Origin of the sequence: Amycolatopsis sp. NPDC049868 (assembly GCF_044461365.1) — a bacterium.
Taxonomy (GTDB): domain Bacteria; phylum Actinomycetota; class Actinomycetes; order Mycobacteriales; family Pseudonocardiaceae; genus Amycolatopsis.
Genome location: NZ_JBITKV010000004.1, coordinates 131,069 through 150,627 on the forward strand (window position 1 = coordinate 131,069; position 19,559 = coordinate 150,627).

The 19,559-nt window shown below is 69.7% G+C and carries 19 protein-coding genes; 6 read left to right on the forward strand and 13 right to left on the reverse strand.

Features of this window, described 5'->3' with window-relative positions; translation table 11 throughout:
* Position 1: 1 nt before the first annotated feature.
* The 4 genes from ACIBTM_RS19160 to ACIBTM_RS19175 are packed head-to-tail and all read right to left on the reverse strand — an operon-like array spanning position 2 to position 4,475.
* Entirely contained in the window at positions 2-1,303 is a 1,302-nt protein-coding gene (locus ACIBTM_RS19160) for an alpha-L-fucosidase (protein ID WP_395878343.1), read from the reverse strand.
* Positions 1,304-1,330: 27 nt separating this feature from the next.
* Positions 1,331-2,197 carry a carbohydrate ABC transporter permease gene (locus tag ACIBTM_RS19165; protein WP_038514598.1) on the reverse strand — a complete coding sequence of 289 codons (867 nt, stop codon included), beginning with the start codon at positions 2,195-2,197 and terminating at the stop codon, positions 1,331-1,333.
* Positions 2,194-3,150, reverse strand: a complete 957-nt coding sequence (locus tag ACIBTM_RS19170) for a carbohydrate ABC transporter permease (protein WP_395878344.1) — start codon at positions 3,148-3,150, stop codon at positions 2,194-2,196. The genes ACIBTM_RS19165 and ACIBTM_RS19170 overlap by 4 nt, the downstream gene beginning before the upstream one ends.
* Entirely contained in the window at positions 3,147-4,475 is a 1,329-nt protein-coding gene (locus tag ACIBTM_RS19175) for an extracellular solute-binding protein (RefSeq protein WP_395878346.1), read from the reverse strand. Before ACIBTM_RS19175 ends, ACIBTM_RS19170 begins: the two co-directional genes overlap by 4 nt.
* A gap of 182 nt (positions 4,476-4,657) precedes the next feature.
* Between ACIBTM_RS19175 and ACIBTM_RS19180 the strand changes: the two genes are divergently transcribed.
* The 4 genes from ACIBTM_RS19180 to ACIBTM_RS19195 all read left to right on the forward strand — a co-directional run bounded on the left by ACIBTM_RS19180 (position 4,658) and on the right by ACIBTM_RS19195 (position 7,042).
* Positions 4,658-5,665, forward strand: a complete 1,008-nt coding sequence (locus ACIBTM_RS19180) for a hydroxyacid dehydrogenase (RefSeq protein WP_395878348.1) — start codon at positions 4,658-4,660, stop codon at positions 5,663-5,665.
* Positions 5,665-6,309, forward strand: a complete 645-nt coding sequence (locus tag ACIBTM_RS19185) for an alpha/beta fold hydrolase (protein ID WP_395878350.1) — start codon at positions 5,665-5,667, stop codon at positions 6,307-6,309. Before ACIBTM_RS19180 ends, ACIBTM_RS19185 begins: the two co-directional genes overlap by 1 nt.
* A gap of 28 nt (positions 6,310-6,337) precedes the next feature.
* The gene (locus tag ACIBTM_RS19190; RefSeq protein WP_395878352.1) at positions 6,338-6,514 is read left to right on the forward strand and encodes a hypothetical protein; all 177 of its coding nucleotides are present in this window, start codon (positions 6,338-6,340) and stop codon (positions 6,512-6,514) included.
* Positions 6,515-6,796: 282 nt separating this feature from the next.
* Positions 6,797-7,042: a hypothetical protein gene (locus ACIBTM_RS19195; protein ID WP_395878354.1), complete on the forward strand. Its 246-nt coding sequence runs from the start codon at positions 6,797-6,799 to the stop codon at positions 7,040-7,042.
* A 4-nt stretch (positions 7,043-7,046) separates the two neighbouring features.
* On the opposite strand, the gene ACIBTM_RS19200 is transcribed toward ACIBTM_RS19195, so the two are convergent.
* Positions 7,047-8,198 (reverse strand): epoxide hydrolase family protein, encoded by a 1,152-nt coding sequence (locus tag ACIBTM_RS19200; RefSeq protein ID WP_395878356.1) that lies wholly within the window; start codon positions 8,196-8,198, stop codon positions 7,047-7,049.
* An 80-nt stretch (positions 8,199-8,278) separates the two neighbouring features.
* Between ACIBTM_RS19200 and ACIBTM_RS19205 the strand changes: the two genes are divergently transcribed.
* Positions 8,279-8,842, forward strand: coding sequence for a CGNR zinc finger domain-containing protein (locus ACIBTM_RS19205; protein WP_395878358.1), 564 nt, complete (start codon positions 8,279-8,281; stop codon positions 8,840-8,842).
* Between the two features lie 414 nt (positions 8,843-9,256).
* Here the strand turns inward: ACIBTM_RS19205 and ACIBTM_RS19210 are convergent, their stop codons facing one another.
* The 7 genes from ACIBTM_RS19210 to ACIBTM_RS19240 form a co-directional block, all read right to left on the reverse strand.
* Positions 9,257-10,348 carry an aldo/keto reductase gene (locus ACIBTM_RS19210; protein WP_395878360.1) on the reverse strand — a complete coding sequence of 364 codons (1,092 nt, stop codon included), beginning with the start codon at positions 10,346-10,348 and terminating at the stop codon, positions 9,257-9,259.
* Positions 10,349-10,366: 18 nt separating this feature from the next.
* Positions 10,367-10,843 (reverse strand): DUF6130 family protein, encoded by a 477-nt coding sequence (locus ACIBTM_RS19215; RefSeq protein WP_395878362.1) that lies wholly within the window; start codon positions 10,841-10,843, stop codon positions 10,367-10,369.
* An 81-nt stretch (positions 10,844-10,924) separates the two neighbouring features.
* Positions 10,925-11,926 carry a LysR family transcriptional regulator gene (locus ACIBTM_RS19220; RefSeq protein ID WP_395878364.1) on the reverse strand — a complete coding sequence of 334 codons (1,002 nt, stop codon included), beginning with the start codon at positions 11,924-11,926 and terminating at the stop codon, positions 10,925-10,927.
* Positions 11,923-12,564, reverse strand: a complete 642-nt coding sequence (locus ACIBTM_RS19225) for a sigma-70 family RNA polymerase sigma factor (protein WP_395878366.1) — start codon at positions 12,562-12,564, stop codon at positions 11,923-11,925. The genes ACIBTM_RS19220 and ACIBTM_RS19225 overlap by 4 nt, the downstream gene beginning before the upstream one ends.
* Positions 12,549-13,895, reverse strand: a complete 1,347-nt coding sequence (locus tag ACIBTM_RS19230) for an alpha-lytic protease prodomain-containing protein (RefSeq protein ID WP_395878368.1) — start codon at positions 13,893-13,895, stop codon at positions 12,549-12,551. Before ACIBTM_RS19230 ends, ACIBTM_RS19225 begins: the two co-directional genes overlap by 16 nt.
* A gap of 352 nt (positions 13,896-14,247) precedes the next feature.
* Positions 14,248-15,819 carry a tannase/feruloyl esterase family alpha/beta hydrolase gene (locus tag ACIBTM_RS19235; protein WP_395878370.1) on the reverse strand — a complete coding sequence of 524 codons (1,572 nt, stop codon included), beginning with the start codon at positions 15,817-15,819 and terminating at the stop codon, positions 14,248-14,250.
* Between the two features lie 17 nt (positions 15,820-15,836).
* Positions 15,837-16,064 carry a hypothetical protein gene (locus ACIBTM_RS19240; RefSeq protein ID WP_395878372.1) on the reverse strand — a complete coding sequence of 76 codons (228 nt, stop codon included), beginning with the start codon at positions 16,062-16,064 and terminating at the stop codon, positions 15,837-15,839.
* A 238-nt stretch (positions 16,065-16,302) separates the two neighbouring features.
* Between ACIBTM_RS19240 and ACIBTM_RS19245 the strand changes: the two genes are divergently transcribed.
* Entirely contained in the window at positions 16,303-18,990 is a 2,688-nt protein-coding gene (locus ACIBTM_RS19245) for an AAA family ATPase (protein WP_395878374.1), read from the forward strand.
* A 62-nt stretch (positions 18,991-19,052) separates the two neighbouring features.
* Here ACIBTM_RS19245 and ACIBTM_RS19250 read toward each other — a convergent pair whose 3' ends face one another.
* Positions 19,053-19,484, reverse strand: coding sequence for an organic hydroperoxide resistance protein (locus ACIBTM_RS19250; RefSeq protein ID WP_037336829.1), 432 nt, complete (start codon positions 19,482-19,484; stop codon positions 19,053-19,055).
* Between the last annotated feature and the right edge of the window lie 75 nt (positions 19,485-19,559).

Genomic DNA, 19,559 nt, shown 5'->3' on the forward strand with positions numbered 1-19,559 from the left:
CTCAATCGGTGGGGAGGGTTTCGGCGGCGGGGCTTTCCGTGTTCAGGAACAGTTCGATCACCGGGACCGGGGTGTCTGGTTTCCGGATGGGGAGTTTGAGGGTGAGCGTGCCTTCCGGCTGCCCGCCCATCTGGGTGTTTTGCGCGGTCTGCCCGGGATCCGTGTGCACTTGCCGGATTTCGGAGGCGTCGTCGAGCAGCTGGGCGTAGCGCACTCGCCCGGCGAGACCGGGCAGGTGGACGTGGTTCATCGGCCAGCTGAACAGGTGCAGATAGAGCCGGTCCCCGCGCTGGGTGTAGCGGCCGTCGGCGGGCGCGGTGAACTCCGAGGGGCCACAGCCGCGGACGGAGCGTTCGTGCCGGTCCATCCAGCGGCCGATCCCGGCGAGCACCTCGTGTGCGCGAGGGTCGATCTCGCCCCGGCCGTTCGGCCCGACGTTGAGCAGCAGGTTGCCGTCCTTGGACACGCCGTCGACCAGCATCCGGATGAGCAGTTCGGGGCTCTTGTAGTCGAGGTTGTCGCGGTCGTAACCCCAGCTGCCGTTGAGGGTCTGGCAGGCCTCCCACACCACGGGGACACCGTCGCGGGTCATCGGTCCGGACGGCTGGTACTGCTCCGGCGTGATGAAGTCGCCGGGAATCCCGGTGCGGTCGTTGACCAGGATGCCGGGCTGCAGCTCGCGGACCATCGCGAGCAGACCGGGGGAGTCCCAGTCGTCCGGTCCCTTGCCACCCCACCATTCCTTGCGGCCCCGGTAGGAGAAGTCGAAGAACAGGTAATCGATCGTGCCGAAGCGGGTGAGCAGTTCGCGCACCTGACCGTGGAGATAGAGCCGATACTCGGCGATGTCGGCGTACTGGTGCGCCGCGATGTACTCCGCGTCGTCACGGCGGGGATGGGTGCCGTCGACGGGGAAAGCCGGGTGGTGCCAGTCGATCAGCGAGTGGTAGAAGCCGACCTTCAGGCCTTCTTCGCGGCAGGCGTCGACGAACGGGCCGAGCAGATCCTTGCCGTAGGGCGTGTTCGTCACCTTGAAATCGGTGAGGTCGCTGTCCCACAGGCAGAAACCGTCGTGGTGTTTGGTGGTCAGCACGACATAGGTCATGCCCGCGGCCTTCGCGGCCCGCGCCCAGGACCGCGGGTCGTACTTGTCCGGTTCGAAATGGTCGAAGTAGACCCGGTACCGCTCGTCGGTCAGCTTCTCGTGGTTCTGCACCCATTCGTGCCGGGCGGCCAGCGAATACAGTCCCCAGTGGACGAACATCCCGAACCGGTCGTGGGTGAACCAGGCGGTGGAACTCACTTCAGGATCGCTCCTTGTAATGGTGGGTCAGCCCTTCAGCGCGCCCGAAGCGAGGCCGCGGACGAACGAACGCTGGAAGAACAGGAACGCGGCGACCGACGGGAGCAGCGCCAGCAGCGACGCCGCCATGATCACGCCGGGCGTGACGTTCGTGTCGATCCGCAGCGTCCGCAGGGCCAGCGGCAGGGTGTAGGTCGAAGCGTCGGTCGACACCAGCAGGGGCAGCAGGTACTGGTCCCAGATCATCGTGAAGCCGAAGACGCCGATCACGCCGAGCGCGGGCTTGCACATCGGGAGGATGATCTGCGCGAAGATCCGCAGATCGCCCGCCCCGTCGATCCGCGCGGCCTCTTCGAGTTCGCGGGGGACGTCCTTCATGAACTCGGTCATCACCAGGATCGAGAAGGCCCACGCGCCCAGCGGCACGATCATCCCGGCGAGGCTGCCGATCAGGTTGAGGTGCACGACCGGCAGATCCGACAGGATCAGCGACAGCGGGATCGCGAGGATCTCCTCCGGCAGCATCAGCGTCGCCAGGATCGCGACCAGCACGAAGGTCATGAACCGGAACTTCTTGCGCGCCAGCGCGTAGCCCGCCAGCACCGAGATGACGACCTGCAGCAGCAGGCCGAAGCCGACCACCAGGAACGAGTTGAGGAGGTACATCCCCACGCCGAGGTCGAAGGCGATGCCGAAGTTGTCCAGGGTCGGGCTGGACGGCACCACGCTCAGCGCCGTCGGGTCGGAGACGTCGTTGAACGCGCTGACCAGCAGCGCCAGCAGCGGTCCGGCGAACACCAGGAGCAGCAGGGCGTACAGGACGAACTTCAGGATCCGTCCGCCCGGCGACTTGACGGCGTCGAGGCCGAGCGCCGAATCGTTGGCCGCGGTCATGCGTCTCGCCTCCGTCGGAGCACCTGGACGAACAGGGTGAGCACGAGCGTCGCGAGGAACAGCAGGACCGCGCCCGCCGCGCCGACGCCCAGCCGGTTCTGTTCCAGGCCGAGTTTGTAGATCAGGGTCATCGCCACCTCGGTCGAGCCGTTCGGCCCGCCGTTGGTCAGCAGGAACACCTCGGTGAACACCCGCAGGCCGCGGATCGCCGCGAGGACGAACAGGATCGAGAACACCGACCGCAGGCCCGGCAGCGTCACATGGAGGATCTTGCGCCAGCGGGAGGCACCGTCCACAGTGGCCGCTTCGTAGAGCCCCCGGTCGATACCGGCCAAACCGGCGAGGAAGATCATCATGTCGTACGGGGCGCCGCGCCAGATCCCGGTGATGATGACCGAGACCATCGAGCTGTCGGGGTCGTTGATGAAACCCGACGGGCCCAGCCCGACCAGGCCGAGGATGGAGTTCAGCATCCCGTCCTCGGTCGGGTGGTACATGATCCGCCACAGCTCGGCGACCACCGCGATCGGCACGACCACCGGCAGGAACGCCGCCGACCGCAGGAACTTCAGCCGCTTGCTCTGGCCCTCCATCAGCAGAGCGAGCGCGAGGCCGATGATCATCGACCCCGCGGTCTGCCCGATCGCGATCACGACGGTGTGCCAGATCGCGGAATGGAACGCCTCGTCACCGAGGACCGTGCTGTAGTTCTGCCCGCCGACCCACTGGTTGCCCAGGTAGGGCTGGACGTCCTGGAAGGACATCGTCACCGCGGTGATCATCGGGATGAACTTGAAGTACACGAACAGGATCAGGGCGGGGGCCAGGAACAGCCACGGCGTCCACCATTTCCCGTCGCGGTCGCTGCGCCTGCGGGCCTTCGGCGCGGGCGCCCGCTTGACGGCGGGACGGTCCGCGCCGACGGCCGCCGGCTTGGCGTGATCTACGGTCATGAGGCGCTGATCCCCTGTTGCTGCAACGTCGCGGTGAGCTTGGTGTCGAGTTTGGACAGTTCCGCCTTGAGATCGAGCTTGCAGTCGGCGACGAGCGCGCTGATCGTGTCCGCGGTGTCCTGGCGGACCGGCGTCCAGTTCGGGATGGACGGCGCGTAGTGGCCGGACTTGGCATAGATCTCGGCGTAGGTCTTCCAGCGCGGGTCGGAGCGGACCTGGGTGATGTCGACGTTCTTGTTCACCGGGAGCTGTACGATGAAGGCCGACTCGCCCTCCATGCCGATCTTCTGGCCGTCGGCCGAGATCGCGAAGTCACCGAAAGCGTCCTGCCCGGCCTGGTTCGGCGAACCGGCCATCATGAAGATCGACAGGCCCTCGGCGAGGACGTCGGCGTTCTTGGCGCCCTTCGGCATCGGGACGACCTCGTACTTGTCCTTGCCGAGCGACTTGTCGAACCGCGGCAGCAGGTACGGGCCGACGACGTACATCCCGGCCTTGCCCGCTTCGAAGGTCTCGTTGGTCGCCGGGGTCGGCATGGTGACCGAACCGGGCTGGATCACGTTCTCCTTGCAGCCGAGGTCGCGGAACCACTGCACCGCGGCCACGGATTCGGGTGTGCTCATCGCCGGCTTGTACTTGCCACCGCCGGTTTCGCTGATGAAGTCGCCGCCCGCGGCCCACAGGAAGTTCGAGAAGTACCAGGAGGCGTAACCCCGCTTGGTCGACAGCGTCGCGTTCAGGCCCGCGGTGTCGTTCTTCCCGTTGCCGTCGGGGTCGCCGGTGGTGAAGGCCTTGGCGAGGTCCGCCAGTTCGGCCCAGCTCTGCGGGACGCTCTTGCCGAGCTTCTCGCGCCAGTCCTTGCGGATCAGCAGCGCCGAGGCCTGCGCGCTGTAGGGCAGGCCGTACAGCTTGCCGTCCGGGGCCTGGTTGGACTTCAGCGCCTGCTCGGTGAGCTCCGACGCGTGCTTGATCTTGCCCTGGTCGATCTCGCGCACGAGACCCTGGCTCTTCAGGGTGCCGACCTGGGTGACGTCGTTCATCACGATGTCCGGCAGGTCGCGCTGGGCGGCGCGCTGGGCCAGCTTCGTCTCGAAGTCGTCGAAGATCGCGGTGACCTGCACTTTGAATCCCGTGGCCTTTTCGAAGGCCTCGGCGAGCCGCTTGGTGGCCTGCTCGCCGGCGCCACCGGGGGTCGTCCGGGTCCACAGTTCCAACGGCGCCTTGGTGTCCTGTGCGACGTTCGTTCCGGCGGGACCTGCCGAGCAGCCCGAAAGGACCAGCGCCGAGACAGTGAGTCCCGCGCCGATCCACCGCGATTTCCGCATCGCTTCTCCTGTTCACTGTGGACCACGCTGTCTACCTCGGAGGGGACGGTAAGCGCTTTCACGGTCTCCGGTCAATGGTCCGATCATTACGAATTTCAATCGCCCGTGTTTGCCTCTGCGTGGGACTCGCCGCGCGTGGACCGGCTCAAGCATCCGATGTATGGTCGCCGCCGGAGGTAGGGATGACCGAGCTGCAACACCGGCCGACGGCACTTCTCGTGATGGAGGAGCGCCGCCGCGACGACGTTTACCCCGAGGCGGTGCTGAAGGAGATCGGCACGCTGGCGGACCTGCGTGAGCCGCTCACCCGAGAGCGCCTGGCGGAGGACCCGGCGGCGCTGGAAGGCGTCGAGATCCTGCTGTCCGGCTGGGGTGCCCCGGTGCTGGACTCCGTCCTTTTGGGACACGCGCGGGACTTGCGGGCCGTCCTCGTCGCCGCCGGATCGGTCCGGCCGCTGACCACGCCCGAGTTCTGGGCACGCGAGCTGCCGATCGTGTCCGCCGCGGCCGCGAACGCCGTCCCGGTCGCCGAGTTCACCCTTGCCCAGGTCCTCTTAGGACTCAAGCAGGTGCACCGGATCTCCCGGGAGATCCGGGAACGGCGGGCCTATCCGCCGGATCCGAGGGTCGCGGGCGCCTACCGGTCCCGCGTCGGCCTGCTCGGCCTCGGCGAGATCGGCGCGCTCGTCGCGTCGCATCTGCGCGGTTTCGACGTGGAGGTGCTCGCGAGCGACCCCGTCGTCGACCCGGCGACCGCCGACGGCCTCGGCGTGCGGCTGGTGGGCCTCGACGAACTGTTCGCCACGTGTCCCGTGGTCAGCCTGCACGCGCCGCTGCTCCCGGAGACCGAAGGGCTGGTCGACGGTGAGCTGGTGGCCAGGATGGGCATCGGCGCGACGCTGATCAACACCGCCCGCGGTGCCGTCGTCGACGAGCCGTCCGTCGTCCCGGTGCTGCGGGAGCGCCCTGATCTGACGGCGATCCTCGACGTCACCTGGCCCGAACCGCCCGAGCCGGACTCGCCGCTGTACACGTTGCCGAACGTGGTGCTCACCCCGCATCTGGCGGGCGCGCTGGGCGCCGAACGTGCCCGGATGGGGGAACTCGTGGCGGCGGAGCTGCGTCGGTTCGTGCTCGGGGAGCCGTTGCGGCACGCCGTCGCGCCGGACCGGGCGCACCTGCGGGCCTGATGCTCGCCTTTCGGGAGACCGGCCCGTCCGGCGGGGTGCCCGTCGTCCTGCTGCACGCCCTGGGCAGCAAAGCCGGCACTTGGGACGACTTCGCCGCCCGCCTGGCTCGCCGTGTCCTGGCTGTCGACCTGCCGGGACACGGCGACAGCGCCCACGTCGACACCTACTCGCTCGATGCGATGGCAGACAGCGTGGCCGAACTCCTCGGGGAGGAAGCGGACCTGGTCGGCCATTCGCTGGGCGGCCGGGTCGCCGTGCTGCTCGCCCAGCGCCTGCCCGGCCGCGTGCGGCGGCTGGTCGTCGAGGACGCTCCGCCGCCTCCGCTCGAAGTTCTGGAGCCGTTGGCACCCGCGTCGGAGCCGTCCGAGCCGTTGCCGTTCGACTGGCGGCTGATCGACCCGATCATGGCCGAACTCCGGACGCCCGACCCCGCCTGGTGGGAGCGGCTCGCCGCGATCACCGCGCCGACCCTGCTGATCGGCGGCGGGCCGTCCAGCCATGTCAGCCGTGAGTCGCTGGAACGGATGTGCGGGCTGATCCCGGACTGCCGCCTGGCGATCATCGAGGACGCGGGGCATCGGGTGCACGGCACCAGGCCGGAGGAGTTCGCGGCGGTGGCGGGGAAGTTCCTCGGCCGGGCGTAGTCTGGACATCTGCCTGGGGGAGGGTCCGGTGGCCGTGTTCACTTGTGCGGGCTGCGCCGCCGGATTGACCGTGCCGTTCGGCCCGCCGTGGCGACCATGGAACGAGGCCGAAGCCTGGAGGCTGTTCGCGCCCGTCTACTCGCTTTCGGACGGGCCCGGCGGATCGATCGTGGTCGCGCCGGGGACACCCGTGGGACCGTGCTGATCCCGGACCGCTGCGACGGCTACTGCTACGGCGTGGACGGGCGCGATGGCCCCAACCTCGCGTGCGCCCGCTGCGGGCTGGAGGTGGGGACCCGGATCGACGACTGCTCGCGCTGGCAGGAGGTGCGGTTCTTCCCGGACTCCGTGCGATTCGAGCCGTCCGGGGAATCTCCTGCCGACGACTGGGCCGTCGAAGGTGTAGCGCCGGTCGAACCCTCAGGAGCGTGGAGCCCGTATTGGGAGGCGGCCGTGGCCGCACTCCGGCGCCGCCGACGTGGTGCCGGTGGCCGCCGAGGTGCGGACGTGGCTGGCGTTCGGTCATGACCCGGTGACCGCTCCGGCTTCCGGGGTCATGCCGGCGGGTGTCCTCCGGGACGACCCGCTACCGAAGCATCCGAGCACGCCCTTCGCGCCCGCGCGGGACGTCTTCCTGCACACGCTGGCACGACTCCCGGCCGTTCGGCAGCCGTGGCTGAGGGCGATCTACGACCGGGTGATGGCGGGCGGTCCCGTGTCGAGAGTTGTATAACGCCCTATACCGCTTGCCGATCGGCGGCCAGTACCGCCGCGAGGCCTTCCTGCAGATCCTTGACGAAATACCCGGGAACCTCCAACGACGGGAAATGCCCGCCGGCTTCGGGTGACCTCCATCGGACGATCCGCCGGTACCGCTCCTGTGCCCAGGGACGCGGATACTTCTCGATGTCGCGGGGGTAGACGGTGATGGCCGACGGGACGTCGACGCGGAGCTCGGGATCGAGCGAGTTGTGGCTTTCGTAGTAGATGCGGGCCGATGACGCGCCGGTCCGGGTCAGCCAGTACAGGGTGACGTCGTCGAGAACGCGGTCACGGGAGATCGTCTCGAACGGGCTGTCCTCGGTGTCCGACCACTCGGCGAACTTGTCGAGGATCCAGGCGAGAAGGCCGACAGGTGAGTCGACGAGCGAGTAGCCGATGGTCTGCGGGCGGGTCGCCTGCTGTTTGGCGTAAGCCGCGCGGTGATGCCAGAAGTCGTGGGTTTCCTCGGTCCACTGGCGCTCGGCCGGGGTCAGTCCATCAGTCGTCAGCCCGGGCGGTCCCTCCGCGAACGTCGTGTGGATGCCGAGAACGTGTTCCGGGAACCTGCCGCCGAGGACCGTGGTGATGTTGCCTCCCCAGTCGCCGCCATGGGCGAGGAACCTGTCGTAACCGAGCCTGCCCATCAGTTCGACCCAAGCGGCCGCGATCTTTTCGGTTCCCCATCCGTTGACGGCCGGTTTGTCGCTGTAGCCGAAGCCTGGCAGCGACGGGACCACGACGTGGAACGCCGGTGTGCCCGGGTCCGTCGGATCCGCCAGTTCGTCCACCACATCGATGAACTCGGCGACGCTGCCCGGCCAGCCGTGCGTCAGTACCAGGGGAGTGGCATCCGCGCGGGCGGACCGGCGGTGCAGGAAGTGGATCCCCAGACTGTCGATGGTCGTGCGGAACTGGCCGATCCGGTCGAGACGCTCTTCGAACCGCCGCCAGTCGTACCCGGTGCGCCAATAGTCCACGACCTCGACGAGGTCCGAGAGAGGAACGCCTTGCCCCCAGCGAGGGACCGTCTCGGCTTCCGGTAGCCGTGCCGCGGCCAGGCGCGCACGCAGATCGTCGAGGTCAGAGTCGGTCGCGCGGGCTTCGAATGCTTGCACGTCGGTGGTCATGGGGCCTCCTCGTCGCTGGAACCAGCTAAGACGGTTCTATCAGTTCGCCCGACCGTGATGCAACCGGCTAAGGTGGTTCCATGCGTTCCGACTTCCCTGATTTCCGCCTCGGTAGCGTGTTGGCGACCAGCTTCACGGCGACGCTGACGGAGCGTCGTGGTGAGGCCGTGGAGCGCATCCCCACGCCGCAGCGGCTCGTGGACTGGCTGGCGGTGAGCGGCCTCGCCGTGGAGTCCTGCACCACTGCTGAGCTCGACTCCGCCCGGCAACTGAGGGAAGCGATTCACGCCGCCGCGACGGCGACCGCGACTCGAGAGGCCCTGCCCGCTGCTGCTGTCCAAGTCATCAACGACCGCAGCACCCAGGGGCGGGCCGCGGCCGTCCTCACGCCCGAAGGGGAGCGGCGATGGCGGGTCGCGTGCGTGGAAGACGCCCTCAGCGTGATCGCCGCCGACGCGATCAGCATCATCTCGGGCGAACGAGACGGGCGAATGGCGTTGTGTGCGTCGCCGACCTGCCTGGCCGCCTTCTTCGACACCAGCCAGAGCCGCACGCGCAGGTGGTGCGACATGAACACGTGCGGGAACCGTCAGAAGAAGGCGCGGTTCCATGCCAATCAGCGGAAGAACTCCGGGAGTTCCTGATCGGGCTCGTGGGCTCGGAAGTGCGGTGGTTCGTTGCCGGGAAACGGCGACGGGTTCAGACAAGCGGTGGTGCTGTGTGGGGGCGGTCCGTGACGCGGTTGGCTGGTGCGTTGCCGGGAAACGGCGACTGTTTGGACGGCGGCGGTCGTGTGGGGGCGGCTTTGCGAGTTGGCCGTTCTGGCTCGTTGCCGGGAAACGGCGACCGGCTCGCGTGAGGCCCGCTTCGCGGCTTTACTGTTCCGGCCGATTGCCGGGAAATGGGAACGGCGACCGGCTTCCTGCGAGACGGCTTCGTCGCCTGACCATTCCGGCCTGTTGCCAAAAAACGGCTACGAACTCAGGCGACAAACCAACGACACGACCCCTGGCCCGTCGCCGCAAAACGGCAACAGACCAGGGGCACCTGAGGCGCGGTCACCAGTTCCGCACCCCGGGCGCGTATCCCGCCGGCTTGTCCCCGACCTTCACCCCGGGCGAGATCACCCAGTTCTGGTACTCGGGCGTGAACATCCGGTACACCGACTCCGGCGGCACGGCACTCGCCTCGTCGAGGAGCGCCCGCGACTCCGGCGGCAGTTCGAAGTCCAGGGCGGCCATGCTCTTCCCCAGCTGGTCCGCGCTGGACGCCCCGACGATCGCGGCCGCGACGCCCGGCTGGGTCGCGACCCAGTTGATCGCGACCTGGGCCATCGTGACACCGAGTTCGCCCGCGACCTTCTCCAGCGGCTTCAGCAACGCCCAGTCCCGGTCCGTCCACGACTTCCCGGGGTTCCCCGGATCGCTCAGCCTGCCTTCGCCGGACGGTGTCTCGCCGGTCGGCCGGTACTTGCCGGTGAGGAATCCGCCCGCCAGCGGGCTCCACGCGGTGACACCGAGCCCGAGATGCTGTCCCATCGGCACATGTTCGGTCTCGATGGTCCGCTCCACGAGCGAGTAGGGCAGCTGGAGGTTGACGACCGGGGTCAGCGCGTTCGCCTCGGCGAAGCTCTGCGCCCGGGCGGCGTACCAAGCGGGTACGTCGGAAAGCCCGGCGTAGCGGATCTTTCCCGCGCGCACGAGGTCGTCGAACGTGCGCATCACCTCTTCGACCGGCGTGATGCGGTCCCAGGTGTGCAGCAGGAACAGGTCGACGTGGTCGGTGCCCAGCCGCCGCAACGATGCTTCGAGCGCCCGGATCAGATGCTTGCGGCCGTTGCCGCCGGCGTTCGGGTCGCCGAGGTCGACGCTGTTGGTGTACTTGGTGGTGAGCACGACCCGGTCGCGCACCTTCGCCTCGGCGATGAGGCGGCCGAGGATGGTCTCGCTTTCGCCCGCGGTGTAGAAGTCCGCGGTGTCGACGAAGTTCCCGCCCGCCTCCAGGTACCGGCGGAAGATCGGGCGGACCTCGTCCTCGGTCTTCCCGTACGCGGCGTGGAAACCGCCGGTGCCGAAGTTCATCGTGCCGAGCGCGATCCGGCTGACACGCAGTCCGGAGCGGCCGAGCAGGTAGTACTGATCGAGTGTCATGGAAGGAACTCCAGGCTTTCAGTGGTGTCCACTGTGGACAGGGACGACGAAGTTCACCGTTTTCTCGTCGAGGATCTTGTGCGTCGGATCGGCGAGACCGATCCACACCTTGTGCGGCCCCGCCGGCAGCGACTGGATGATCAGCGGTTCTCCGCTGCCGTCCGCCCAGTGCCACGCCGCGTCGTCGACGGTCACGTGGATGTGGCCGATCCGCGGCGACACGTCCAGGGCGGCCGGGCCGTAGACCGGGACGATCCGGAGGTTTTCCGCTCGGTACCGCAGCACGACAAGACCCATCGCCAGCTGGTCGGGCAAGGGCGCGTCCACGACCAGCGAAGGCGGCGGTTGCGACGGCAGCGGCACGACGGGAGCGGGTGACCAGCCGGCGGCGGCCGCGCCAGGGGGAGCGGGCGCCGCCGGGGCGGGCGGGGGAGCACCGCAGGCGGCGGTGAGCAGAACGGCGGCGGTGAGGGCGAGCTTCCCAAATGCGGGCATGAACCCACGCTAGGACGGCCGAGAGGGCCGCGGCGCCCGTCGGACGACGTAGTCGATGTACGTCGCCCGCGAGCCTCCCTCTCAGGTCCCGAGCCAGCCGGGATTGGCCGCCGCCCACTCGGGAAGGCGGTGCCGGATCGCGGCCAGCTCGGTGATCGCGTGCACCAGTCCACTTCGGACAGCCGGGACGTCGACCGGCGAGCCGTCCCGCCACAGCAGAACATGCCGCGTCCTCAGCGGCACACCCCGCAGTGCCACCACCGGGCCGGGCCTCGTGGAACCGGGATCGAGGGACTGCGCGGGCGCCACCGCGCGGGGATCGCGCCGGACGGTCTGCCGCAGCTCCGCCGGTTCGAGCTTCCGTGGGGTGATCGTGCCGAGACCGGCCCGGGCGCACTGATCGGTCAGGTGATCGCGGAACGCGTCGTCCTCGCCCGCCACCGTGAGCCAGGCCGAGCCGTCGAGCTCCGCCAGCGACACCTCACCGCGTCCGGCGACGGGATGGTCCGGGGACACGATCACGAACACCGGCTCGGTCCCGACGGGAAGCAAGTGGACACCTTCGGGCGGAACGATCTCCTGCCCGGGGTGATCCGCATACAGCGCCAATTCCACCGTGCCGTCGAGAAGCGCCGAGAACAGCGCGGTCCGGCTGGTCACCGTGAGCAGTTCGACCGGACGGCCGGGGGCGGCCGTGGCGACCACACCGCTCAACGTCTCGGCGAAGACCGTCGGTAGCGCTCCGATCCGGAGCAACCCCTCGGAGGGCGCGGTGTGGAACCGGCGGATCGCGAGTTCCAGGTCGTCCGCCGCGGCCAGTACGCGCCGGGCGTGGTTCAGCAGCACCTCGCCCAGCGCGGTGGGGCGCACGCCGTGCCGGTCGCGTTCGAACACCGTCCGCTCCAGTGCCCGCTCGACACGGTGGAGCTGCGCGCTGAGCGCGGGCTGGGAGAGCCCGAGCGCGGTCGCGGCCTTCGCGATGCTGCCTGCCGACGCGATCGCGTCGAGGAGTCGCAGATGCCGGACATCGACTTCCGCCGGCCAGGTATGGCCGTCCCCGGGGCCGATGAGGGGGCTGATCACAGGTCGTCCTCGCTGATGATCGTGCGGAGTTTGTGCAGGGCGCGATGCTGGGCGACCCGGACCAGGCCGGGGCTCACCCGCAAAACCGCCCCCGTTTCGGGCGCCGTCATCCCGACCGTGATCCGCAACCGGAGGATCTCCTGCTGGATACCGGGAAGGGTGCTCATCAGCCGCGTCAACCGGTCGTGGCCGTCGGCGGCGAGGGCCAGCCGCTCGGGTGCGTCGGTCTCGGGTGTCGCGCGGTCGGGCGGATCGGGGGTGGGTTCCGATCTGTCCCGGGCTCGCCGCCGGAAGGCAGCGGCGACCTTCCGGGCGGCGATCCCGAGGACGGCGGCGAGGAAGGAGCCGCCGGTCGTCTTCGCGGTGGGCAGCGCGGTGAGCACGGCGAGGCAGGTCTCCTGCGCGACGTCCTCCGCGGCGACCTCGCGCGCGTTCGTTCCGTCCATCCTGCTCCGGCAGTAGTCCGCGACCACCGGCTGGACGATGCTCATGAGCTCGTTCGTCGCCGCGGGATCACCGCGGCGGGCGCGGGGGACGAGGGATTCGAGATCCGCCGTGAGCGCGCCGTCGTCAGGGGGAGGAGCCGCCCCCGGCGAGGTCGGGTCGCCGGGGGCGGTCCAGGTCAGGCGAGTTCCCAAAGCGCGGGCACGTTCGGCGGTTCCCAGCCGGGCAGGGAGGTGTGCGGCTGGATGACCCGGTAGTTGCTGCCGCCGTAGCTGGCGGTCGCGCCGGAGCCGTAGTACGTGTACGGCGCCCAGGTGCCGCCCGGCGGGTTCGACGTCGTCGGGCTGGTCGGGGTGGTGGGCGTGGTCGGCGTCGTGGTGGTGCTGGACGGCGGGTTCCCGCTGACCGTCAGGCGCAGGTTGTAGACGCTCAGGATCTCCGAGACCGGCTGGAAGTAGATGGTGCCGCCGGAGGTGCAGTTACCGGAGCCGCCGGAGGTGACGCCCTGTGCCTGGTCTCCGGTGAGCCACGAACCGCCCGAGTCACCCGGCTCGGCGCAGGCGTTGGTCCGGGTCAGGCCGGTGATGGTGCCCTCGGGGTAGGTGACCGAGGTGTTCTTCTGCAGGATGGTGCCGCAGCGCCAGCCGGTGGTGGAGCCGGAGCGGCATACCGAGGAGTTGACCGGCGCCTCGGTCGAACCGGCGACCGGTACGGTGCCGGGATAGCGGTTCACCAGCGGGCGCGGGGTGTTGCCCGCGTCGGCGCGGACCCAGGCGTAGTCGTTGCCGGGGAAGCTGGAGCCCGCGACGGTCCCGCTCGGGTTCGAAGTCCGCGTGCCGGTGGTGCCACAGTGGCCGGCGGTCACAAAGCCGCCTTCCACCGCGAAACCGATGGAACACCGGCCCGAGCCGAAGGTGTAGGCGTTGCCGCCGATGATGTCGATCAGCGCACGCGGCTGTTCGGTGCTGGCTTCGATCCGGACCAGATCGGACGGCACACCGGACTCGGCGGCCCACGACTTCGCTGCGGCTTCGCCACCGGCGTTGGCGAGTACGACGATCGAGTTCGTGGTGACGTCGGCGAACCAGCCGGGCACGGTCTTCGGTGCCTTGGTGGACTTGGCGTCCAGCCGCAGTTTCGCGGCGTCGAGGTCGGCGGCACTGCGACCGACCGTCTTCGGCGTCGCGCCCGCGGCGCGCACCAGGTCGGCCTGGGCGGCGTCGGTGACCGCCACGGTGAGCGTGGTCCCGCTGCCGTCCAGCCACGATCCGGCGTACGACGTGCCGAGCTGCTTCTTCAGCGTGTTGTCGGCGACCGCGGCGCGCTGTTCGCTCGCGAGCCGCAGCTTGGCCTGTTCGGGGCTGATCTTCAGGTCACGGGCCATCGCGGCCAGCATTTCGGACTGGGCCTGGTCTTCGGCGGTGGCATGCTGACCGGCGCTCGCGCTGGGGGTGAGGGCGATGGCGGTGATCAAGCCTGCCCCGGTTATGGCCGCGGCGGTCGCGGCTAAGATCTTTCTGTTCATTTCAACGCTTTCCTCGAAACGGGCGGGGGAGGGGGATTCGTTCCCGACCGTACGAGGCGTATCACTCGACTGGTACATACCATTTGGGTCATATCGCCCGGCCGTGACGCGGGGCGATATGGCGATGTCCCGTGCCGATCCGACCGGCGATTCCGTTGCGGTGCAACGGTTCAGCCGTCGTCGGAAGAAGTGGTGCACAGCCGCGCGAGATGCTCCGTCGCGGTGTCCACTGTCGTCAATACCGTACTTTTGAGGGGTATGGCAAAGGGAACGCCGGAACTTCTCACAGAGTGAGGAAGTGCCCGTCGTACCGGAGGGGGCGCCGGCACGACGGGCACGGGTCTGGCGGACCTCAGCGACCGGTGCAGCGGTAGCCGGCCGCCGCCGCGGGATCACCGTGGCCGCGGTACCGCGATACCTGCGGATACGGGCAGAGATCGCGGGTCTTGTCGCCGTTCGCCGCCGGCAGGGTCGCCGGCGCCTTGCCGTGTTCGACCCAGTCGACGAGCGCGCCCAGCGCGTTCACCGGGGTGGCGCCCGCACCGCCGCCGCAGTGCGCGACACCCGGCGCGAGGAACAGCCGGTAGAAGTCGTTCACCCGCTTCGAGCCGCCCATCTCGCGCTCCACCTCGTGGCGATACCGCAGCGTGCCGCCCGGCGGGATCAGCTGGTCGTCGGTGCCGACGAAGGTGATCAGCTTGCCGCCCGCCCGGCGGAAGTCCGACAGATCCGGGTCGGAGGTCCCGATGACGTCGTCGTACTCCCGCACCGACTGGCGGAACAGGTCGGCGAACTGGCGATAGGTGAGCTTCTCGGTGTCGAATCCCGGCTGCTTCTTCAGGAACGTCTGTACCCAGCCCACGGCCACCGGGAAACCGGGAGCCGTCGTCACCGGGCCGAAATCCGCTCCCTTGGGCAGACCGGCCCAGAGCCGTCGTCCGTACTCGTCGGCAGGCCCGGCCCAGATCTTGCGCACGACCTCGGCGTCCGCCGCGGTCACGGTGACCTCCTTGTCGCCGCAGAGCACCTTCGTGCCGATGAACGACCGCGGATCGTAACCGCACTCGTCCGGCCGGTCGACGATGCCGTTCGTGACCCCGTCCCGGCCGTCGCAGGCCTTGATCGCGGCCTGTTGGAAGGCGCTGAAGACACAGGTCGCCGGGAAGGTCTTCTCCTGGTTCATCACGACCCTCGGCCAGAGCGTCGCGACCGCGAACTCCGCCCAGTGCACGGCGGGCGCGTTCGCCAGGACGCCGTCGAAATCGCCCGGATACCGCTGAGCTTCGGAGTAACCCTGACGGCCGCCGGTCGAGCAGCCGTTCCAGTACGAGTAGGCGACTTCCCGCTGGTAGAACTTCTGTGTCACGTCCTTCCCGATGAGGGCGGCTTCGTGCACGGACCGGGTCGCGAAATTCGTCACGAGGGGCTTGTCGATCTCGCCCCGCGGAGTCAGTGCCCACGAGGTGTCGAGGAAGGTCAACGGAACGCCGGCGTCGGTCGTCACGCCGCTGTAGCCGTCCTTGACCGCCTGGACGAGCGGGGCGCCGAAGTCACCGGCGGTGTACGCGCTGCCGCCGATCGCTTGAAGCCTGCCGGTCCACCCGGTCTGAGGCAGGGTGACGGCGACCTTGACGTGATCGCCCGCATCGCCGTGGGTCAGGGTGACGGTGATTTCGCAGTACGCGGGCACGTCGGTGATCGTGGCGGGAGCCGTGAACGGGGTGGGCGGGAACGTGACGGTCCCGCCCGGCTTGGGCGCCGCCTGGACGGACTCGATCCGCGCCCCGTCCGGCGCCGAAACGGGGACCGCCGCGCACGACGTCGCCGCCGCCTGGGCGGGCGCCGTCTGGGTGACCGAGGTCAGCACCAGCGGCAGCAGGGCGGCCAGCGGAGCGGCCGCCAGGAACAACTTCTTGCGTCTCATCACTTTCCTTCAGGGATTCAGTCGAACGAACAGCCGGGGTTGGGCACGTCGACGGCCAGTGCCCGGCCCGCGGGCACCCGGTAGAGCACTTCGAGCACGACCGGCTCGGTCCCGAGGTTGCGTCCGATGTGGACGTACCCGGGGTCGCTCTCCTCGGTGATCGCCTGCCCGGCGTGGTAGACGCCGTCGCTCGCGCAGGTCGCGTCGTGGTGGTTCAGGACGCCGCGTTCGACCACTCCGCTCACCGAACCGGGGTGGAAATGCCAGCCGGTGCTGCCGCGGTCGCGGGGGCGAGCCCGGCGGCCAGGCCGGTGAGCGCGAGGGCGAGGGTGAGCCGGGAAGCCTGGTGCATGCGACCGAAGCTAGGCCGATCGTGTTGACACGCCGTCTACATCCTGTGGACGCCACGGGGAGTCCTAACCGGACCGTTTGGGTATCGTCGGACGGGCGGCCGCCCACGGCCGAGGGGAGGAATGCCGCACCATGCCGCTTTTCGGACGGGAAGCCGAGCTGAAGGACTTGACCGAACTCGTCGACGGCCCCGCCGCGGGCTGCGGCGGGGTGCTCATCCAGGGCGAACCGGGCGTCGGGAAGTCCGCTCTCGTCGCGAAGGCCGTTGCCGCGGCGACGCTCGGGGGCTTGCGGGTCCTGCGCGCGACCGGGGTCGAGGCCGAACGCAACTTCGCCTACGCCGCGCTGCACCAGCTGCTCCATCCGGTCCGATCCGGCGCCGACCTGCTGCCCGCGCCGCAGCGATCCGCGCTCTGGGTGGCGTTGGGGTTGGCCGAAGGGGCGGAGCCGAACGCGTACCTGGTCGGGCTCGCCGCGCTGACGCTGCTTTCGGAGGAGGCGGCCAAGCCGTTGCTGATCGTCGCCGAAGACGTCCAGTGGATGGATCGCGAGAGCGCCGACGCGCTCGCGTTCGTGTCCCGGCGGATCGAGACGGAACCGATCGTCCTGATCGCGACCCTGCGGGCCGGGGAGTCGTCGCCGCTGCGCGACGCGGGACTGTCCTCAATGGACCTGGAGCGCCTCCCCGAAGAGGTGGCGGCCGAGCTGCTCGACTCCGTCGCCCCCGGGATCACCTCGACGGTCCGCTCCCGGATCCTCACCGAAGCCGCCGGCAATCCGCTGGCACTGACCGAGTTGCCGTCGGCCGTGACCGACACCGCGGATCCCGTGCTGCCGCTGACCGAACGGCTCGAGCGCACGTTCGGCGCCCGCTTCACCGCCCTGCCGGAACCGGCGCGCACGACCTTGCTGGTGGCCGCGCTCAATGAGACCGGTTCGCTCACCGAAACCCTCGCCGCGGCGGCGACGCTGCTGGGCGAAGACGTCGAGCCGTCGGTGCTGGCGCCGGCCGCGGAAGCCCGGCTGATCGACCTCGAAGCCAGGACGGTCTCGTTCCGGCACCCGTTGATGCGCTCGGCCATTCCCGCTTCGGTGCCGGCCGAGGAACGGCGACGCGCGCACTTGAGCCTCGCCGAGATCTTCCGCGAACAGCCCGATCGCCGTGCCTGGCATCAGGCCGCCGCCGCTACCGGCGCCGACGAAAACGTGGCACGGGAACTGGAGGACGCCGCCGGCCGTTCCCGGCACCGCGGCGGAGCGACGGCCGCCGTCGCCGCGCTGGAGCAGGCGGCCCTGTTGAGCCCTGACCCGGAGCGCAGGGCGGACCGGTTGCTGCGCGCGGCCGAGCTGGCCGTCGAGACCGGTGGTCGTGAGACGGCGGAACGGCTCGTGAGAGACGCACGCGCGGGAGAACTCACGCCACGGCAACGAGCGACGGCGAGCTGGCTGCTCAGCGGGTTCGAGGACGGCGCCCGCGAGGATCTCTCACGGATCGCGGAATTGGCGCGGCTGGCCGAGTCGGTCGCGGAGGACGGCCACCCTGATCCGGCGATGCGTGTCCTGTGGGGCGCGGCCATGCGCTGTTTCTGGGCCGAACCGGGCGCGGACACGCGGCGAACGCTGCTGGCCGTCGCGGACCGTCTGCCGGTGGAGAACTCCGACCCGAGGCTTGTCGCTGTCGCCGCCTACGTCGCGCCGTTCGACCGGGCCGAGGCCGTGCTCGGCGAGCTGCGCGGACTCGCCGCCGCAACCGGTGCCGATCCCGAGGTCGACCGGTTTCTCGGCAGCGCGTCACTGCAGGTCGGCGCGGTCGATCTGGCGGCCCGGTTCTCCGAGGCCGCGGCTCCGGGGCTGCGAGCGCAGGGCAGGCTCGGGCTGCTGCCGCGCGCGTTGGCGGTCCAGGCATGGAGCAGGGTCCGGCTCGGTGACCTCGCCGGGGCCGTACCGGTCGCGGCGGAGGCGGCCAAATTCGCCAAGGAGACCGGGCAGCCGTTCATGTACGGGTTCGCCACCGCGGTCCAGGCCGAGATCGCCGCGCTGCGGGGTGAGCACAAACAGGCCAGGACCCTGGCCGACGAGGCCGAACGGACCGCGCTCGCCGCCGGTGCCCGGCCGGTACTGGCGACCGTGCAGCTCGCCAGAGGGATCGCCGCGTCGAGCGAAGGCCGTTTCGACGACGCGTTCGCCGACCTGCGGCGTCTCTTCGACCCCGCCGATCCCGCCTTCCAGCTGGCGCTGCGCGTCTACTTCGTCGCGGAACTCACCGAGGTCGCGGTCCGGGCGGGGCAGGCCGAGGCCCTGCGCGAGATCGTCGCGGAGATGGAGCGGCTCGCCTTGACGACCCCGGCGCCCGCTTTGCACATCGGACTGCGTTACGCCCGCGCCGTGCTCGAACCGAGCGACGAACTGTTCGAGGCCGCGCTGCGGGCGGAGCTGGACGGCTGGCCGGCCGAACGCGGGCGGTTGCACCTGGCCTACGGCGAATGGCTGCGGCGGCAACGGCGTGCGGTGGACTCGCGGGCGCACCTGCGCACCGCACGGGAGACGTTCGACGCGCTCGGCATGACCGCGTGGGCCGAGCGGGCGCGCCGTGAACTGCGGAGCGCGGGGGAGTCGAGCCCCAACCGCGGCCCCGACGCGCGGGAGAAACTGACTCCGCACGAGCTGAGCATCGTGCAACTGGCCGCCGAAGGCCTGACGAACCGGGAGATCGGGCAGCGGCTCTACCTCTCGCACCGGACGGTCGGCACCCATCTGCACCGGATCTTCCCGAAGCTCGGGGTGAGTTCGCGGGCGGAGCTCAAGGGCGTCGTGTCATGAAAGGGTCGTTCAGGACGAACTGTGTCCTGAACGACCCTTTCATGACATCCGGGGGCCGCGGCTCACGCGACGGTGGCGTCCAACGTGACCTCGACGTTCCCCCGTGTCGCCTTGGAGTACGGGCACACCTGGTGAGCGCCCTGGACCAGCTCGTCGGCGGTGGCCTGGTCGATGCCGGTGGCCTCCAGGTGCAGCGCGGCGCTCAGGTGGAACTCGCCGGCGTCGGTGTCGTGGTGCAGCGTCACCTCGGCGACGACCGCGAGGTCTTCCAGCTTCACCTTCTTGACGCCCGCGACGCGGCGGACGGCGCCGACGAAGCACGACGCCCAGCCCGCGGCGAACAGTTGCTCGGGATTCGTGCCGTCGCCGGAGCCGCCGAAGGCCTTCGGGACGGCGAGGCCGACGTCGAGCACTCCGTCGTCGGAGGTCGCGCGGCCGCCGTTGCGGCCTTCCGCGGTCGAAGTGGCGACGGCGGTGTACGTGGTTTCAGACATGCCGCAACCGTAGGAATCCGCCCCTGACCTCGGCGACCGTCGGATGACGTCATTCCTGTACGTCATGGGTGGACG

Excerpts from the sequence above, each read along its gene's own strand:
- ACIBTM_RS19200 (WP_395878356.1), bottom strand. The coding sequence starts at position 8,198 with ATGACCACCGACGTGCAAGCATTCGAAGCCCGCGCGACCGACTCTGAC.
- ACIBTM_RS19250 (WP_037336829.1), bottom strand. The coding sequence starts at position 19,484 with ATGTCTGAAACCACGTACACCGCCGTCGCCACTTCGACCGCGGAAGGC.
- ACIBTM_RS19180 (WP_395878348.1), top strand. The coding sequence starts at position 4,658 with ATGACCGAGCTGCAACACCGGCCGACGGCACTTCTCGTGATGGAGGAG.
- ACIBTM_RS19245 (WP_395878374.1), top strand. The coding sequence starts at position 16,303 with ATGCCGCTTTTCGGACGGGAAGCCGAGCTGAAGGACTTGACCGAACTC.
- ACIBTM_RS19230 (WP_395878368.1), bottom strand. The coding sequence starts at position 13,895 with ATGAACAGAAAGATCTTAGCCGCGACCGCCGCGGCCATAACCGGGGCA.
- ACIBTM_RS19205 (WP_395878358.1), top strand. The coding sequence starts at position 8,279 with ATGCGTTCCGACTTCCCTGATTTCCGCCTCGGTAGCGTGTTGGCGACC.
- ACIBTM_RS19165 (WP_038514598.1), bottom strand. The coding sequence starts at position 2,197 with ATGACCGCGGCCAACGATTCGGCGCTCGGCCTCGACGCCGTCAAGTCG.
- ACIBTM_RS19215 (WP_395878362.1), bottom strand. The coding sequence starts at position 10,843 with ATGCCCGCATTTGGGAAGCTCGCCCTCACCGCCGCCGTTCTGCTCACC.
- ACIBTM_RS19235 (WP_395878370.1), bottom strand. The coding sequence starts at position 15,819 with ATGAGACGCAAGAAGTTGTTCCTGGCGGCCGCTCCGCTGGCCGCCCTG.
- ACIBTM_RS19175 (WP_395878346.1), bottom strand. The coding sequence starts at position 4,475 with ATGCGGAAATCGCGGTGGATCGGCGCGGGACTCACTGTCTCGGCGCTG.
- ACIBTM_RS19170 (WP_395878344.1), bottom strand. The coding sequence starts at position 3,150 with ATGACCGTAGATCACGCCAAGCCGGCGGCCGTCGGCGCGGACCGTCCC.
- ACIBTM_RS19185 (WP_395878350.1), top strand. The coding sequence starts at position 5,665 with ATGCTCGCCTTTCGGGAGACCGGCCCGTCCGGCGGGGTGCCCGTCGTC.
- ACIBTM_RS19210 (WP_395878360.1), bottom strand. The coding sequence starts at position 10,348 with ATGACACTCGATCAGTACTACCTGCTCGGCCGCTCCGGACTGCGTGTC.